This window comes from Mycobacterium sp. IS-836 (genome assembly GCF_001954275.1).
Classification (GTDB): domain Bacteria; phylum Actinomycetota; class Actinomycetes; order Mycobacteriales; family Mycobacteriaceae; genus Mycobacterium.
Map to the genome: position 1 here is coordinate 1 of NZ_MBEU01000013.1, position 14812 is coordinate 14812.

At 66.5% G+C, this 14812-nt stretch carries 16 protein-coding genes and 1 tRNA gene; 11 read left to right on the forward strand and 6 right to left on the reverse strand.

What is annotated here, in order from left to right; all coding sequences use genetic code 11:
• On the forward strand, positions 1–611 hold a 611-nt coding region (gene glpR / locus A5747_RS06360), incomplete at its 5' end, for a gephyrin-like molybdotransferase receptor GlpR (RefSeq protein WP_369805011.1).
• A 50-nt stretch (positions 612–661) separates the two neighbouring features.
• Positions 662–734 (forward strand) — tRNA-Ala (locus tag A5747_RS06365).
• A gap of 161 nt (positions 735–895) precedes the next feature.
• Here A5747_RS06365 and A5747_RS06370 read toward each other — a convergent pair.
• From A5747_RS06370 to A5747_RS06380, 3 genes are all read right to left on the reverse strand, one after another.
• Positions 896–1759: a hypothetical protein gene (locus tag A5747_RS06370; protein WP_142245465.1), complete on the reverse strand. Its 864-nt coding sequence runs from the start codon at positions 1757–1759 to the stop codon at positions 896–898.
• Between the two features lie 70 nt (positions 1760–1829).
• Positions 1830–3614, reverse strand: coding sequence for an NHL repeat-containing protein (locus tag A5747_RS25395; protein WP_369805012.1), 1785 nt, complete (start codon positions 3612–3614; stop codon positions 1830–1832).
• A 197-nt stretch (positions 3615–3811) separates the two neighbouring features.
• Positions 3812–4552 carry a class I SAM-dependent methyltransferase gene (locus A5747_RS06380; protein ID WP_076122820.1) on the reverse strand — a complete coding sequence of 247 codons (741 nt, stop codon included), beginning with the start codon at positions 4550–4552 and terminating at the stop codon, positions 3812–3814.
• A gap of 125 nt (positions 4553–4677) precedes the next feature.
• Between A5747_RS06380 and A5747_RS06385 the strand changes: the two genes are divergently transcribed.
• The 5 genes from A5747_RS06385 to A5747_RS06405 all read left to right on the forward strand — a co-directional run bounded on the left by A5747_RS06385 (position 4678) and on the right by A5747_RS06405 (position 8725).
• A complete protein-coding gene (locus A5747_RS06385; protein ID WP_076122821.1) occupies positions 4678–5667 on the forward strand; it encodes a permease in 990 nt (329 codons plus the stop codon).
• On the forward strand, positions 5664–6371 hold the full coding sequence (locus A5747_RS06390; protein ID WP_076122822.1) for a TIGR03943 family protein: 708 nt from the start codon (positions 5664–5666) through the stop codon (positions 6369–6371). Before A5747_RS06385 ends, A5747_RS06390 begins: the two co-directional genes overlap by 4 nt.
• Positions 6372–6559: 188 nt before the next feature.
• Positions 6560–7576: a GHMP kinase gene (locus A5747_RS06395; RefSeq protein ID WP_076122887.1), complete on the forward strand. Its 1017-nt coding sequence runs from the start codon at positions 6560–6562 to the stop codon at positions 7574–7576.
• Positions 7564–8181 carry an SIS domain-containing protein gene (locus tag A5747_RS06400; protein WP_142245466.1) on the forward strand — a complete coding sequence of 206 codons (618 nt, stop codon included), beginning with the start codon at positions 7564–7566 and terminating at the stop codon, positions 8179–8181. The genes A5747_RS06395 and A5747_RS06400 overlap by 13 nt, the downstream gene beginning before the upstream one ends.
• A gap of 13 nt (positions 8182–8194) precedes the next feature.
• The gene (locus A5747_RS06405; protein ID WP_233147971.1) at positions 8195–8725 is read left to right on the forward strand and encodes an HAD-IIIA family hydrolase; all 531 of its coding nucleotides are present in this window, start codon (positions 8195–8197) and stop codon (positions 8723–8725) included.
• On the opposite strand, the gene A5747_RS06410 is transcribed toward A5747_RS06405, so the two are convergent.
• Positions 8712–9479 carry a WecB/TagA/CpsF family glycosyltransferase gene (locus tag A5747_RS06410; protein ID WP_076122825.1) on the reverse strand — a complete coding sequence of 256 codons (768 nt, stop codon included), beginning with the start codon at positions 9477–9479 and terminating at the stop codon, positions 8712–8714. The genes A5747_RS06405 and A5747_RS06410 overlap by 14 nt on opposite strands.
• Positions 9480–9643: 164 nt before the next feature.
• On the opposite strand from A5747_RS06410, the gene A5747_RS06415 reads away from it, so the two are divergent.
• The 3 genes from A5747_RS06415 to A5747_RS06425 are packed head-to-tail and all read left to right on the forward strand — an operon-like array spanning position 9644 to position 11955.
• Positions 9644–10594 (forward strand): GNAT family N-acetyltransferase, encoded by a 951-nt coding sequence (locus tag A5747_RS06415; protein WP_142245469.1) that lies wholly within the window; start codon positions 9644–9646, stop codon positions 10592–10594.
• Between the two features lie 5 nt (positions 10595–10599).
• Positions 10600–11271, forward strand: a complete 672-nt coding sequence (locus tag A5747_RS06420) for a DUF5642 family protein (protein WP_076122827.1) — start codon at positions 10600–10602, stop codon at positions 11269–11271.
• A gap of 27 nt (positions 11272–11298) precedes the next feature.
• Entirely contained in the window at positions 11299–11955 is a 657-nt protein-coding gene (locus A5747_RS06425) for a DUF5642 family protein (RefSeq protein ID WP_076122828.1), read from the forward strand.
• Between the two features lie 7 nt (positions 11956–11962).
• On the opposite strand, the gene A5747_RS06430 is transcribed toward A5747_RS06425, so the two are convergent.
• Entirely contained in the window at positions 11963–12562 is a 600-nt protein-coding gene (locus A5747_RS06430; RefSeq protein WP_198938137.1) for an alpha-ketoglutarate-dependent dioxygenase AlkB, read from the reverse strand.
• 70 nt (positions 12563–12632) lie between these two features.
• Between A5747_RS06430 and arcA the strand changes: the two genes are divergently transcribed.
• Positions 12633–13841 carry an arginine deiminase gene (arcA, locus tag A5747_RS06435; protein ID WP_076122830.1) on the forward strand — a complete coding sequence of 403 codons (1209 nt, stop codon included), beginning with the start codon at positions 12633–12635 and terminating at the stop codon, positions 13839–13841.
• Positions 13842–13895: 54 nt separating this feature from the next.
• Here arcA and A5747_RS06440 read toward each other — a convergent pair whose 3' ends face one another.
• Positions 13896–14744 (reverse strand): DUF559 domain-containing protein, encoded by an 849-nt coding sequence (locus A5747_RS06440; protein ID WP_076122831.1) that lies wholly within the window; start codon positions 14742–14744, stop codon positions 13896–13898.
• Positions 14745–14812: the final 68 nt, after the last annotated feature.

Genomic DNA, 14812 nt, shown 5'->3' on the forward strand with positions numbered 1-14812 from the left:
CCCGAATCTTCGATGACGTCGACATCCAGGTAGTCGGGCTCGGCCTCCTCGGCGACCTCGACCTTCAGGACGACCGGTACGAATACGTCGACGACTCTTCTGGATTGGAGCCGGAAGAGGATCCCGAAGACGACGCGGAAGCGCGGGCGGCCGTCGCATCCCCGGGCTTACGGCGGCAGCGTCGATACGACTCCAAGACCGCCGCAGCGGTCAGCGCCCGCAAATACGCATTCCGCAAGCGCGTGCTGATGGTGATGGCGGTCGTGTTGGTCGGCTCGGCGACGGCCGCGTTCAAGGTGTCGCCGACGGCGTGGTGGGTGTGCGGCAGCGCCACCGCGGTGACCGTGCTTTACCTCGGCTATCTGCGCCGGCAGACCCGCATCGAGGAGAAGGTGCGTCGGCGCCGGATGCAGCGGATGGCCCGCGCGCGGCTCGGCGTGGAGAACGCATACGAGCGCGAGTACGACGTGGTCCCCTCGCGGTTGCGGCGCCCGGGCGCGGTGGTGCTGGAGATCGACGACGAGGATCCGATCTTCGAGCACCTGGACTACGCGATGCCCATGCGGAACTACGGGTGGCCTAGGGACTTGCCGCGGGCCGTCGGCGAGTAGTCCCTAGCGATGCTGGTGCCGCCCCGGAACTGGTAGCCTGCTAGCGATCAGGGGCTATGGCGCAGTTGGTAGCGCGACTCGTTCGCATCGAGTAGGTCAGGGGTTCGAATCCCCTTAGCTCCACCGAGTTTGAATCGGTTTTGCCGCCGCAATGGGTCACGACCTCGGCCCGCGCTGCAGCAGATTCGATTGCCGCATCCAACGGCGCACATTGTTCGGTAACACGAACCGCCGGGAATGCGGCAGGTGATCGACATCATCATCGCGGTAGACGCGCCGCTGGCTCAAACCACTTGACAACTGTCGTCTCGTGGGTCCTCGCATTCAGGGATGCCCAAATTGCCGATCTTTAGTTGGGGGCTGGTAACTGATCCGTTTGAACGCCCCCGTGGGTCCAAATGGTTTACGTAGTCCCACGACCACTCCGAGTCCGGCGAGGGTGGAGCGGTTGTGAGGAATCCGTCCTTACCGCCTATTTCCAAAGATTTGGTCTTTCCATTCACGACGACATCGATGAAGATCTTCCAACGGTAGGTCGCTTTGGCGGCCCTGGCGGAGACCAGGAACGTTTCGGTCTCACCTTTGGCGAGAGTGAATCCGAATGGCGCATTTGAGTCGGATTTGTAGTCGACCGTGGGAGGTTTGGCATCAAGGTCGACCGAGATTCCGCGTCGTTGCGCGACGCCCTGGGACATGCATACAACGCCGATCCCGGTCAGCGGCGGCGAGGTGTCGATAACGCTTACACGCATGCTTTTAAGGAGGACAGCCTTGTCGGTTGTGCCCTGGGCCACGATCTGCACAACGGTTTCACCGGCGTCGACGCCTTGGTTGTCCGTTGCCCACTGGTGGAAATCATCACATCCCCGGTCCGGTTTGCCATGGGTTTGGACAGTGGAAGGGATGATGAGGGGCCTGAGGGGGGCACTCACGCCGCTGATCTTGGCGGGGTCAGATTCGACGGACAGCATCACCGCATCGCTGGGATCGAAACTCACTTGCTCCAGATGATTGAATGCCCACGTACCTCCAGCGGCTCCTAATGCCGTGAGCGCGGCCATTATAATCGCGCCGGGCACTGAAAACAGTTTCCGCCACCACGGCTTCGGTGCAGTTTCTTTTTCCGTTTCTTTTTCTGTCACGACCATCGGCCCCAAAATTGACTAACTGGCCAGAAAACTATATCGGCTCGACCAGATGACGCGGACGGTTTCGTCCCTAGCCCGCCGGTAGTTTGACGACCCGGTTGAGAGCACCGGCGACGTAGAGGTTTCCGGCGCTGTCCACCGCCACACCGTTAGGACCGTCGAGGTCGGTGAAGGGCAGCACCGTCGGGGTGGACGAGCCCGCCGCTAGCTTCAGTACCCGGTTGTTGGCGCCATCATCGGTGATGTAGAGGGTGCCGATGCTGTCCACCGCCACACCCAGGGGACTGAGGCCGGTGATCAGCACTTCCTGGGTGGACGAGCCCGCTGCCAGCTTCAGCACCCGGCTGTTGTGGACGTCGGCGACGTAGACGGTGCCGATGCCATCGACCGCGACACCGCTGGGACGGTCGAGGCCGATGAACGGCAGCACTTCCTGGTTGGACGAGCCCGCCGCCAGTCTCAGCACCCGGCCGTAGCCATCGACGACGTAGACGGCTCCGCCGCTGTCCACCGCCACGCCCTGGGGACCGCCGAGGCCGGTGAACGGCAGCACTTGTTGGTTGGACGAGCCCGCCGCGAGCTTCAGCACCCGGTTGTTGCCGAAGTCGGCGACGTAGACGGCTCCGCCGCTGTCCACCGCCACTGATAAGGGATATTTGAGGCCGGTGAACGGCAGCACTTCCTGGTTGGACGAGCCCGCCGCGAGCTTCAGCACCCGATTGCTGTTGCCATCGGCGACGAAGAGGCTGCCGCTGCTGTCCACCGCCACACCCGCGATACCGGTGAGGCCCGTGAACGGCAGCGCAATCTGAGCGCCATAGGACCGTGCCGATGTCGGGGGTGACGACGATGTGGGGATGGACTCCGATGACCCCGCCGGTAGTTTGACGACCTGGACCAAGTTGCAGACAGCTTGCGAACAGTGGTTGAAGTCGATGACATACACGTTGCCGGCGGTGTCCACCGCCACGCTATGGCCGGGCGCAATCAGGCCGGTAAACGGAAGCTCGACCTGGGTGTTTGACCCCGCCGGCAGTTTGAGCACCCGCTTGTTGCCGTTATCAACGATGTAGACGGTCCCGGCGCCGTCCACTGCCACACCGCCGGGATTGTTCAGGCCGGTGAACGGCAGCTTGGTCGGGGTGCTAGGCAACGGCGGGAGTTTGAGCACCTGGTTGTTCTCCCCGTCGGTCACGTAGACGTTGCCGGCGCTGTCCGCCGCCACGCCATTGGGAGTCTGCAAGCCGGTGAACGGCAGCTCGACCTGAGGGCGTGGCCCTGCCCGCAGTTTCAGCACCCGCCTATTGCCCCAGTCGGTCACGTAAACGTTGTCGGCGGTGTCCACGGCCACACCGCCGAGGTCGTTGAGGCCGGTGAACGGCAGCTCGACCTGGGTGTTCGACCCCGCCGGCAGTTTGAGCACCCGCTTGTTGCCAAAGTCGGTCACGTAGACGTTGCTGGAGGTGTCCACCGCTACGCCGTCGGGACCGTTTAGGCCGGTGAACGGCAGCTTGACCGGCGTGTTCGACCCCGCCGAGAGTTTGAGCACCTGGTTGGAGGTGATGGCTCCGTCAGTCACGTAGACGTTGCCGGCGCTATCCACCGCCACACCGCCAGGATTGTTCAGGCCGTTGAACGGGAGAACGACCTGAGACGAATAATGTGTTGGCGATGGTGGTGTTTTCTTGATGCCGGTCGACCGTCCGACGAACGCCACAATTGAGATAGCAACGGCGATAACGACAATAGCGGCGGCAACCACCCAGCCCCACCTGGTGAGCGAGCGGGACGGCGCCGTGTCAGAATCCGTCTGATCCGACGGTGGCGTCCCGTCCGCGGCATCCTGCCCTGCCACACTCAGGATGCTAAGCGTTCACACCAACTCAAGCTGTCGATCGGGAAATCGCCCGTCAGCTCGGCGCCGATCCGACTCAGATGTTCGAGCAGATCGGCCGGTCATTGACCTCCTTGCCAACCTCTAACCTGCCCCGAGGGCACCCCCGTCGTCCGGATCGTCGGCGTTTGCAGGGCCGCTTTGCAGAGGCCGTTCTTTCACCCCGGCTTTCCGGCGGCGACAAACTGCAGCGCGCGCTGCGTCTGCTGTTCGATGTCGACCAGGCCGGCCGACGAAAACAGGTCGACAAAGGCCGCTCGGTCGAACATCGTGAGCCCGATTGCGCGCGCCCCGGCCGTCAGGGCGTGGCGGATCGGCGCGGCTTCGCGGGCGTAACTGGTGAGGATCGCGATGCGGCCTCCAGGCTTCAGCACTCGCATCATCTCGCGAGCGACCCCGAACGGCTCGGGCATCAAGTACAGCGCGCCGAAACAGCAGACAGCGTCGAATGTTTCGTCGCCGAACGGCAACTTGCGGGCATCGCCGCGGACATAACATGTCCGTTGCCCGCTGTTGTCCAGCACGGCCCGAGTCAGCATGGGCTCAGAAATATCGAATCCGACCGCGAGGCCGCTATCGGGTAGTTGCTCCGCGAGCGGCGCCGTGAAATTGCCTGGGCCGCAAGCAACATCGAGTAATCGTCGAGCGGTAGACAGGCGCAGCGCCGATGACGCGCGTTGTTGCTCGGCGCGGTGGGTCACGCCGCTGGCCACGTAGAAAGCGGTCGGACGCCACAGCCGCTCGTACACGGTCGCGACGAATGGGCTGTTCATCGCGCGCTGGGCAACGGTGGGAACCGGAGAACTCGTCGATTCCCCCAACACATCGAGAAATCCGTGCCGCAGCACCGCGGTCTCGTCGAGGAGGCCACGGGTCAACTCGACGGGATCCTGGCTCATTTGTTCCGACGCTAGTGGGCGGTGCAGCCACGCCGACGCCCCGGGTTCGGCGAAGCGGCGCTCGCAAGTGATAATCATTTTCATTCCATGAATTGCTCCCTGATGTTTGTCGCCGGGTGGACCCGATGAGCGCCGCGCGCGTCCTGCGCGTCGGCTCCATGGAAGTACTGGTCCTCGGTCTGGTGGCATTCGCGATCGGCGGGACGTGGCTGCGTGCCAACGTGGCGCGCAGCGACACGCTGGCGACCGCGGGCACGGTGTTCTGCGGAGTCTTCGTCCAGGCCCTGCCCTTCCTGGGCTTGGGAGTTCTGGTCAGCGGATTGATCGCGGTGTTCGTGCCGCCCGAGCGGCTGGTGCGCTGGCTGCCCCGCCGTCCCGCATCGGCGGTCGTCGCCGCCGGCCTGGCCGGGGCCGCGCTGCCCGGATGCGAATGCGGGTCGGTTCCAGTCGCGCGGCGTTTGTTCGGGGACGGCGGCGCGGCGGGAGCGGCGGCGCTGACGTTCATGCTCGCGGCCCCGGCCATCAATCCGGTCGTGGTGGTTGCGACGGCCGTCGCGTTTCCCGGTCAGCCGAAAATGGTGATCGCTCGCGTGGGCGCGTCGTTGTTGACCGCCCTCGTGATGGGTTTGGTGTGGTCACGGTGGGGGCGCACCGAGTGGATCACCCGACGGCTGCCACCGAACGCCATGCCCACGTCGGGATCCAGGTGGCAGCAATTCAGCGAAGTCGCCCGGCAGGACTTTCTGCAGGCGGCGGCCTACCTGGTCATCGGAGCGGCCGCCGCCGCCGCATTACACGTTGCGGTGCCTGCGCGGGTTTTCGAGCACGTGGGCGCGCACTTGATCCTCGGCGTCATCGTGATGGCGGCTTTGGCGGTGGCGCTGGCGGTGTGCTCGGAGGCCGACGCGTTCGTGGCCTCGAGCCTGACGATGGTTCCGCTGGTCCCGCGGCTGGTTTTCCTGGTGGTGGGCCCGGCCGTCGACGTCAAGCTGCTGGCGATGCAGTCCGGCATGTTCGGCCGGGCGTTCGCCGCCCGGTTCGCCCCCGCCACGCTAGTGGTCGCCGTCGCGGCGGCCACCATAATCGGCGTAATCCTCCTAGGCGCATCGGCATGAGGCGCGAAACCGAGAACACCATCCTGCTGCTGGTGGGCCTGAGCATCGGGATGATCACCCTCACCGGCGCGTTCACCCGCTACGTCAAGCCGTCGCTGTTGCCCTGGCTGGCGATCACCGCCGTCCTCGCCATCGGGTTCGCGCTTGCGGCGATCGTCGGAGACATCAGGCGTGGCGGGCCCGCGCATGACGGGGACGGGCATTCCCATCGCACCGGCGTGGTGTGGCTGCTCGTCGTGCCCATCGTCGTGCTGATCTTTGTCACGCCTCCGCCGTTGCGGCCGCAGGCCGCCACCCGGGTGACGAACGTGTCCAATGACGTTCTGCGCCATGCGTTTCCGCCATTGGCGCCCGGACGAGCCCCCGACGTCTCGCTGCCCGAGGTGGTGATGCGCGCGGCCAACGACAGCTCGGGTTCGTTGACCAATCGGCTGATCACGGTGACCGGTTTTGTCCTCAACGAACCGGGCGGCGTCGACCTTGCCCGCATCGTCATCATCTGCTGCGCCGCCGACGCCCAACTCGCGCGGATCCATCTGCGCGACCACGACGGCGGCGCCGCCACAAAGTTCCCCGACAACACCTGGTTGCGGGTCGAGGGCGAGGTGACCCCCGCGGTTCGGCAGCCGCACACGCCGCCGATCCCGACGTTGCGGGCCGTCACGATCACGCCGGTGAACCCCCCGGCAAACCAGTACGCCTGAGGGCCCGAGTCCGGCAAAAGCGCAACGCACCTGCGGGTTCGTTGATACTCTGTGCCGGTTCCTTCGTGGCAAACAGGTGTTTTGGCACGCCGGCATGAACTGTTCGTGAGGTGGTTGTGATGAGCGCGTACCTCATGGACAGTGATTCGCAGCAACCGCTGAGCGAACCGCGTCGAAAGAGGATGTCCATGGCAGGTCCTCGAATCCGCGCACGCGCGCCGCTGCGGATCTCGTTCGCCGGAGGCGGCACCGACGTGCCACCGTTCCCGGCGACCGAAGGCGGCTGCGTCCTATCGGCGACCATCGACCGCTACGCGCAGGGATCCCTGACCCCGCGCACCGATCGTGTCGTCACCGTCGAGTCGGTGGACTTCAAGACCACCACCGAGATGAGCCTCGACAGCGAGATCCTCTACGACGGCAGCCTCGATCTGATCAAGGCGGCGGTGCGGCGGTTCGGCCGCGACGGCACGGACGGCTACGACATGGTGCTGCGCTCAAGCGCTCCGCCCGGCTCGGGGCTGGGCTCCTCGTCGACGATGATGGTGGCGCTCACCGGCATGCTCGCCGAGCACTACGGGGTCCCCATGGGCGAATACGAAACCGCCCAACTGGCCTGCGCCATCGAACGCGAAGACCTGGGCATCACCGGCGGCATGCAGGACATGTACGCCGCGACGTTCGGCGGATTCAACTTCATCGAGTTCACCGACCGGGTGATCGTTAATCCGCTGCGCATCCGCGACGAGATCGCCTACGAGCTCGAGATGAGCCTGCTGCTGTGCTTCACCGGCATCACGCGCGACTCCGCGCGAGTAATCGACGACCAAACACGCCGCGCCACAACGGGTGCCGACGACACGCTCGCGGGACTACGCGCCCAGAAAGAACTCGCCGTCGCCATGAAGGCCGCGCTGCTGACGGGCAAGCTCACCGATTTCGGCGCGCTGCTCGGCGAAGCCTGGACCCAGAAGAAACGCATGTCGCCCTACATCACCAACGAGCGCATCGACGAGCTCTACGACCTCGCCCTGAAAAACGGCGCACTGGGCGGCAAGATCACCGGCGCGGGCGGTGGCGGCTACATCCTGCTGTTCTGCGACTTCGCCAAAAAGCATCGCCTCATCGAAACGCTCGAGTCCGCCGGGGCCACCATCACCGAATTCGCCTTCGAGAGCAAGGGATTGACCACATGGCTGGCATGAGCATGTCGGACGTCGTCCCGCCCAGCGCGGCGACAGTTCAGGAGAGGTTGGCCGACACGATCGCGGTCAAGCGGCAGATGTTGGTCGGGGAGTTCGCGGCGCAGACCGTCGAGGTGGCGCGGGCCATGATCGATTCCCTGCGCTCCGGCGGCAAGGTGATCTTCTTCGGCAACGGCGGGTCGGCGCAAGACGCCGGCCATCTGGCCGCAGAACTCATGGGCCGCTTCGCTTTTGACCGCCCGGGCCTTGCCGCGCTCAGCCTTCCCGACGCCACGGCGGCGATGACGGCGATCGGTAACGACTACTCCTACGACGAGGTGTTCACCCGTCAGGTGCTCGCCGCCGGGCGCCCGGGAGATGTGGTCGTCGGGCTCAGCACGTCGGGCAACTCACCGAACGTCGTGCGCGCGCTCGAGGCGGCCGGCCAGGCCGGGATGACGACCGTGGTGCTCACCGGCGCGCGGGGTGGGAAGGTGGCCGGCCTGGCCGACATCTGTATCCGGGTACCAAGCGACGACACCGGCCGGATCCAGGAGGCATGCCTGCACTTGGGTCACACGATTTGTGAAATGGTTGAGGCGGCACTGTTTTCGCGACCCGCGTGAGGCCGTCCTGACGATGGAGTTGCGGCACGTGCGCACCGTGTTCCTGGACCGGGACGGGACGATCAACGTCAAGGCCGCCGAGGGCGAATATATTCGATCGCCGGCGGAATTGGTGCTGCTGCCCGGCGCGGCCAAGGCGCTGGCCGCACTCAACGCGGCAGGTATACGTACCGTCCTGGTGACCAACCAGCGTTGGCTGTCCGAACCGTCCGCTGACCCGGCATGTTTCGACGCCATCCAGAATCGTCTGCAAGAACTCCTAGCGGCCGAAGGCGCCCGGCTCGACGCCGCCTACCATTGCCCGCACGCGGCGGATAGCTGTGATTGCCGAAAACCACTGGGCGGCATGCTGTTCCGCGCGGCACGGGAACACGATTTCGACCTGGCCGAGTCGGTGATGATCGGCGACAGCGACGCCGACGTGATGGCGGGCCGGGCCGCCGGCGCGGCGACCGTTCTGCTCCGTACCGGCGGCGGAGAGGCCGCGAACGCCGACGCCGTGGTGGACGACCTCGCCGCGGCCGTACGGCTCATCCTCGCCTAAACCGTTGGGCCGCAGATCGAGTCACCAGCGCGAGCGCGAACGGCAGATCGTCGCGCAGATACCTGCCCGCCAGCCGCCGCGGCTCCTGCAGCAACCGGTGCAACCACTCGAAGCCCAGGCGCTGCATCACCGGAGAGGCCCGACGGACCACTCCCGCGGCCATCGAGATACCGCCACCGCAGGCCAGGCACCACGCATTGGGCAGTTCCTGCCGCAGTTGTTCGATGAGGCGCTCCTGCCTGGGAAAGCCCAAGCCGACAAACACCAGATCGGGTTCGGCCGCCGCGACGGCGGAGATCGCCTCCCGCGCCCCGCCCTCGGTCCGGTCGAAGCCGAACTCCGGTGACTGAGTGCCCGCGATGCGCAAGCCGGCGAACCGGGCGGCGAGCGCGTCGGCGGCCTTCTGCGGCACCCCGTCGGCGCCGCCGAACAGGTAGACCGACTTCCCATCGGCGGCCGCCGCCGCGCAGAGCGCGGATATCAGCGAGGAGCCGGCGACGCGCTCCGGCAGCCGCTCACCCTTCATCCGCGCCGCCCACACCAGCGGCATCCCGTCGGCGACGACCAGCGACGCCCGCGCGATGAGGTCGCCGAGCGCGCCGTCTCGGCTGGCCGCCCGGGCCACGTCGACATTCACCGGGACGATCGAGCCGCCGTGGTCCGCGGCCCAGGCCTTGCGCACGACGTCGACGACCTCGTCTTCGGTCAGCGCATCGAACCAGAGATCGCCCACCTGGATCCTGGCTGGCCGCATGTCTTCAGATTCTCGCCGCAACCCCGCCGAAATTTCGCGGAACTGGGCACATTGTTGCTGCGTCAGCGGCAAACGCCCTAACCTGTAGCGGGCCGCAATTCGTTGATCGGCGGGATGTTGCAGTGGCCGGATTGACCGGTGCGCGAGTCGAAGAACTCGCGACGATGGACGTCTTCGAGGGATGCCCCGCCGAGGACTTAGCGCCGCTGGCCGCGACCCTTCAGCCGCTGCGCGCCGCGGCGGGCCAGGTGCTGATGCGGCAAGGGGAGCAGGCGGTTTCGTTCCTGCTGATCTCGTCGGGTACCGCCGAAATCAAGCACGTCGGTTACGACGGCACGGTGGCCGTCGGGGAGGCATCCGCGGGCACGATCATCGGGGAGATCGCCCTGCTGCGCGACATCCCGCGGATCGCGACGGTCACCACGGCCGAACCGCTGACCGGCTGGATCGGTGACAACGACGCGTTCACCCGGATGCTGCACATCCCCGGAGTGATGCCGCGGCTGCTGCGCACCGTCCGCCAGCGCCTTGCCGCGTTCATCACCCCGATCCCCGTACGCGTCCGCGACGGCGGCGACCTGCTGCTGCGCCCGGTCCTGCCCGGCGACGACGAGCGCACGGTGCACGGTCACATCCAATTCTCCAGTGAGACGCTGTATCGCCGGTTCATGACGGCCCGGCTGCCTAGTCCGGCGTTGATGCACTACCTGGCCGAGGTCGACTACGTCGACCACTTCGTCTGGGTGATGACCGACGGCAGCGATCCGGTGGCCGACGCGCGGTTCGTTCGCGACGAGACCGACCCCACGATCGCCGAGATCGCGTTCACCGTCGCCGACGCCTACCAGGGCCGGGGGATCGGTAGCTTCCTGATCGGTGCGCTGTCCATCGCCGCCCGCGTCGACGGCGTCGAAAGGTTCTCCGCGCGAATGCTTTCCGACAACCTGCCGATGCGCACCATCATGGACCGCTACGGCGCGGTCTGGCAGCGCGAAGACGTCGGCGTCATCACCACCGTCATCGATGTGCCGCGCCGGCGCGACCTGCACCTCAAGCGTGAGATGGCCGACCAGATCGAGCGTGTTGCCCGCCAGGTGATCGAGGCGGTCGGCTAAAGCGCATGCGGCCGTTGTGGATTGGCGTGGCGCTCATCCTGCTGGTCAGCGGGTGCGCCCATTCACACTCACCCAAACCGCCGGCCTCACCCTCGTCGTCGGCGCACGGCGTCGCCGTCAACCCCGCCAACATCAAGCGGGTGGTTCGCGAGCTGCCGCCCAACTACGAGGTCAGCACCGCCATCCCCGGTGCGGCCTCACCGCGGGTGATCTGGAGCCTCGGAACCGATGCGGCGGCCAAGCCTCCGCAGTGCGCGGCACTCGCCGACCCGGGTAACGGGCACGCCGGATCCACGCAAGGGTTGTCCGCCTCGGGCGCGGGCGGCATCGTCGACACGATCGTCGTTGCATTGCCGGGCCCGGTGGACCTCGACCACAACCTGGTCGCGGCGTGCGGCCAGTGGACCATGACTTCCGGACACACCACGGTCGACGTTCACCTCACCGACGCCCCGCACATCGACGGCGCCGAGACGCTCGGCATGGTGGCCGATATCAAGTCGTCCGTCGAGGCGGGCACCGAAATCGATTCGCGCGCATGCACATTCATCGCCTACCTGGGTGGCTACTACGCGTTCACCACGCTGATCACCGACCCGGGATCGGCGCTGCCGGCGCTGCCACCCCAATTCGCCGCCGATCTTCTCGTCAAAACTGTGTCCACGTTACGCAACTGAGCGACGGGGTTGGGTAGATTGGCCACGATGTTCAAGGTGGTGTCGGCGATCGCATCCGTCTGCGTGCTCGCCGGCTGCTCATCGGGTTCGGATGCCGCCTCGACGAGGGCCGACATCGCCAAGGTCGCCGGGGTGAAGTCGAGCTTCGGGCCGGAGTTCAAAGTCGCCGACATCAGCGAAAGAGCAATCGATCCCAAGTTCCTGTCCGCCCGCAAGCTGCCCGACGGCCTGAGTTTCGATCCCCCCAACTGCGCGAAAACCGCGCTCGGCCCGGCCATGCCCCCGGACTTGCAGGGCAATATGGCCGCGGTGTCCGCCGAGGGCAACGGCGACCGCTACGTCGTCATCGCGGTGGAAACCTCCAAGCCGGTGCCGGTCGAGGATCCGGCGAAGGACTGCAGCAAGGTGGCGTTTTCCGGGGGTCAGGTGCGCGGCGGACTCGAGGTGATCGACGCCCCGCACATCGACGGGACGCACACGTTCGGGGTGCACCGCGTGTTGCAGGCGCTCGTCGGAAACACGGCCCACACCGGCGAGTTGTATGACTACTCGGCCCAGTTCGGCGAATACCAGGTGATCGTCATCGCCAATCCGCTTGTGGTGCCCGATCAGCCGGTCGCGAAAGTGGACACGCAGCGTGCCCGCGACCTGCTCGTCAAGGCGGTGGCCGCGGTTCGCAGCTGACTCGGCCCTAGCGGACGTCGCGGGGCCGGAACTGGATGCTGACGCGCGGACCGGTTGGCGCCGCCGTCTTCGGCACCGAGTGTTCCCAGGTGCGTTGGCATGATCCGCCCATCACCAGCAGGTCGCCGTGCGCCTGCGGCAGCCGCAGCGATGGGCCGCCGCCGCCGCGGCGGCGCATCGCGAAAGTGCGTGTGGCGCCGAGGCTGACGATGGCCACCATGGTGTCTTCCGAACTGCTTCGGCCGATGGTGTCGCCGTGCCAGGCGACGCTGTCGGAGCCGTCGCGATAGCAGCACAACCCCACCGTGGTGAACGGCTCGCCGAGCTCGCCGGCGTAGATGTCGTTGAGCCGACGGCGTAGCCGCGCCAGGCGCGGGTGCGGTGGGTCTTCGACCGTGAGGTCGTGAAAGCTCACCAGCCGCGGGACGTCGACCACGCGGTCGTACATGTGGCGGCGTTCGGCCCGCCACGGCACCGTGGACAGCAACGCGGTGAGCAGGTCGTCGGCGTCCGTCAGCCAGCCGGCGCGCAGCTCGATGAACGCGCCGTCACCGAGTTGTCTGCGCTCGGTGTGTTGGAACAGCGAGCCCTGGACCGTGACGCTCACGGGCGCCAGTCTATCGCACATCCGTTCGATCGGGACGGGAGCGGCCGGGCGACCGGCTACCGTTTTAACCGTGGGTGTTGAGCTGAGCACCGAGTCCGAAGTGGGCACGCTACGCGTCGCCATCCTGCACCGCCCGGGTGCCGAGTTGGGGCGACTCAATCCACGCAACAGCGACCAGCTGCTGTTCGACGGGTTGCCGTGGGTCGCTCGCGCGCAGGAGGAGCACGACCAGTTCGCCGAGCTGCTGCGGTCGCGCGGGGTGGAAGTGCTGCTGCTGTCGGACCTGCTGACCGAGGCGCTCAGCCACAGCGGGGCAGCCCGGATGCAGGGTGTTGCCGCCGCTGTCGACGCGCGCCGGCTCGGTGCGCCTCTGGCGCAAGAGCTTTCGGCCTATCTGCGCGGTCTGGACCCGGTCCGGCTCGCGAATGTCCTTATGGCCGGCATGACGTTCAACGAACTCCCGCCCGACACCCGCACCGACGTGTCGTTGGTGCTTCGCATGCACCATGGCGCGGACTTCGTCATCGAGCCCCTGCCGAACCTGGTGTTCACCCGCGACTCGTCGATCTGGATCGGGCCGCGGGTCGTGATCCCGACGCTGGCGCTGCGGGCCCGGGTTCGCGAGGCGTCGCTGACCGACCTCATCTACGCGCACCATCCGCGGTTCACCGGTGTGCGGCGCGCCTACGAGTCGCGCACCGCCCCGGTCGAGGGCGGCGACGTGCTGTTGCTCGCGCCCGGTGTGCTCGCCGTCGGCGTGGGCGAGCGCACCACCCCTGCCGGTGCGGAAGCGTTGGCGCGCAGCCTATTTGACGACGACCTCGCCAACACCGTGCTGGCCGTGCCGATCGCTCAGCAGCGCGCGCAGATGCACCTGGACACGGTGTGCACGATGGTCGACACCGACACCGTGGTGATGTACGCCAACGTCGTCGACACGCTCTCGGCCTTCACCATCCAGCGCACGCCCGACGGCGTCACGATCAGCGACGAAACGCCGTTCCTCGAGGCCGCCGCCAAGGCGATGGAGATCGACAAGCTGCGCGTCATCGATACCGGTCTCGATCCGGTCATCGCCGAACGCGAACAGTGGGACGACGGCAACAACACGTTGGCTCTGACGCCCGGGGTCGTCGTCGCCTACGAACGCAACATGCAGACCAATAGCCGCTTGCAAGACGCCGGCATCGAAGTGCTGACCATCGCGGGATCGGAATTGGGTACCGGCCGCGGCGGCCCCCGCTGCATGTGCTGCCCCGTCGCCCGCGACCCGGTGTAGCCTTTCGCGTCGAGATTGCCGCCATGGTCGTGATTGGCCCCCGGATCACAGCCCTCACGGCAATCTCGGCGCAGAGCGGCGTGCAAGCGCGTCGCGCGCCCGCTGCACAATGACGTTTGGCCGGTCCTCATTGATCACCCTGATCACATGCCAGCCGAGGCGACTGATCATTTCGGCTCGCCGGATGTCCTTCACGTATTGCCTTCGATCGCTTCGGTGTTGGTCCCCGTCGTATTCGATTGCGACCATCGGCCCCTCCCATCCCATATCGAGGTACGCGACAAGCTGTCCATCGGTGACGCGAATCTGCGTAACGGGGCGGGGCAGGCCGGCGTCGATGAGGACCATTCGCAACCAGCTTTCCTTCGGAGACTGTGCTCCGCCGTCCATTAACGCGAGAGGTACCTGGCATTGGCGCACGCCCCGTGCCCCCTTATGCCGAGCTATTAAAGGGGCCACGTCGGCCGAGGTAACACCGGTCGCCGCCGACAGCGCGTCGAGGTGGGCGACCGCGACGGCAGGCGGCAGATGCCTGGCCAGATCGAACGCGGTGCGTGCAAGACCAGTTACAGGCAGGCCGTCGAATTCGACGACGTCCTCATCGCTGATGCGTTCGCGGCGAACAATCGTGCCCGGAGGTGGATGGTTGAACGGTCCGACAATTTCTACCGGGGTGAAATCGTCGATCCACTTGGCTCCGTGGAGCGCGGCGGCGGCACGGCCGGCGATGATGCCGCGCCGTCCCGACCACAGCCACGCCGCATGGGCGTTGTCCCGCAGCGACCTGACCCCATTTTTCGGCAGGTATACGTTGCGGTGGATTCGCCGGTAGTTCCAGCGCAGTTGGCCGCGGGTCAGCGCGCCGCACGCTATTGCCTCGGTCCCGCGAAATACCCCCGTCACGCGCTCATGGTGCTTGCGGTGACTGACATCTCACCGAGATTGCCGTCATGGTCGTGATTGGGCCCGCG

Bases quoted from the DNA above. Each gene is read 5' to 3' on its own strand.
- A5747_RS06370 (WP_142245465.1), bottom strand. From the start codon at position 1,759: ATGGTCGTGACAGAAAAAGAAACGGAAAAAGAAACTGCACCGAAGCCG.
- A5747_RS06380 (WP_076122820.1), bottom strand. From the start codon at position 4,552: ATGAGCCAGGATCCCGTCGAGTTGACCCGTGGCCTCCTCGACGAGACC.
- A5747_RS06385 (WP_076122821.1), top strand. From the start codon at position 4,678: ATGAGCGCCGCGCGCGTCCTGCGCGTCGGCTCCATGGAAGTACTGGTC.
- A5747_RS06390 (WP_076122822.1), top strand. From the start codon at position 5,664: ATGAGGCGCGAAACCGAGAACACCATCCTGCTGCTGGTGGGCCTGAGC.
- A5747_RS06395 (WP_076122887.1), top strand. From the start codon at position 6,560: ATGGCAGGTCCTCGAATCCGCGCACGCGCGCCGCTGCGGATCTCGTTC.
- A5747_RS06400 (WP_142245466.1), top strand. From the start codon at position 7,564: ATGGCTGGCATGAGCATGTCGGACGTCGTCCCGCCCAGCGCGGCGACA.
- A5747_RS06405 (WP_233147971.1), top strand. From the start codon at position 8,195: ATGGAGTTGCGGCACGTGCGCACCGTGTTCCTGGACCGGGACGGGACG.
- A5747_RS06410 (WP_076122825.1), bottom strand. From the start codon at position 9,479: ATGCGGCCAGCCAGGATCCAGGTGGGCGATCTCTGGTTCGATGCGCTG.
- A5747_RS06415 (WP_142245469.1), top strand. From the start codon at position 9,644: ATGGACGTCTTCGAGGGATGCCCCGCCGAGGACTTAGCGCCGCTGGCC.
- A5747_RS06420 (WP_076122827.1), top strand. From the start codon at position 10,600: ATGCGGCCGTTGTGGATTGGCGTGGCGCTCATCCTGCTGGTCAGCGGG.
- A5747_RS06425 (WP_076122828.1), top strand. From the start codon at position 11,299: ATGTTCAAGGTGGTGTCGGCGATCGCATCCGTCTGCGTGCTCGCCGGC.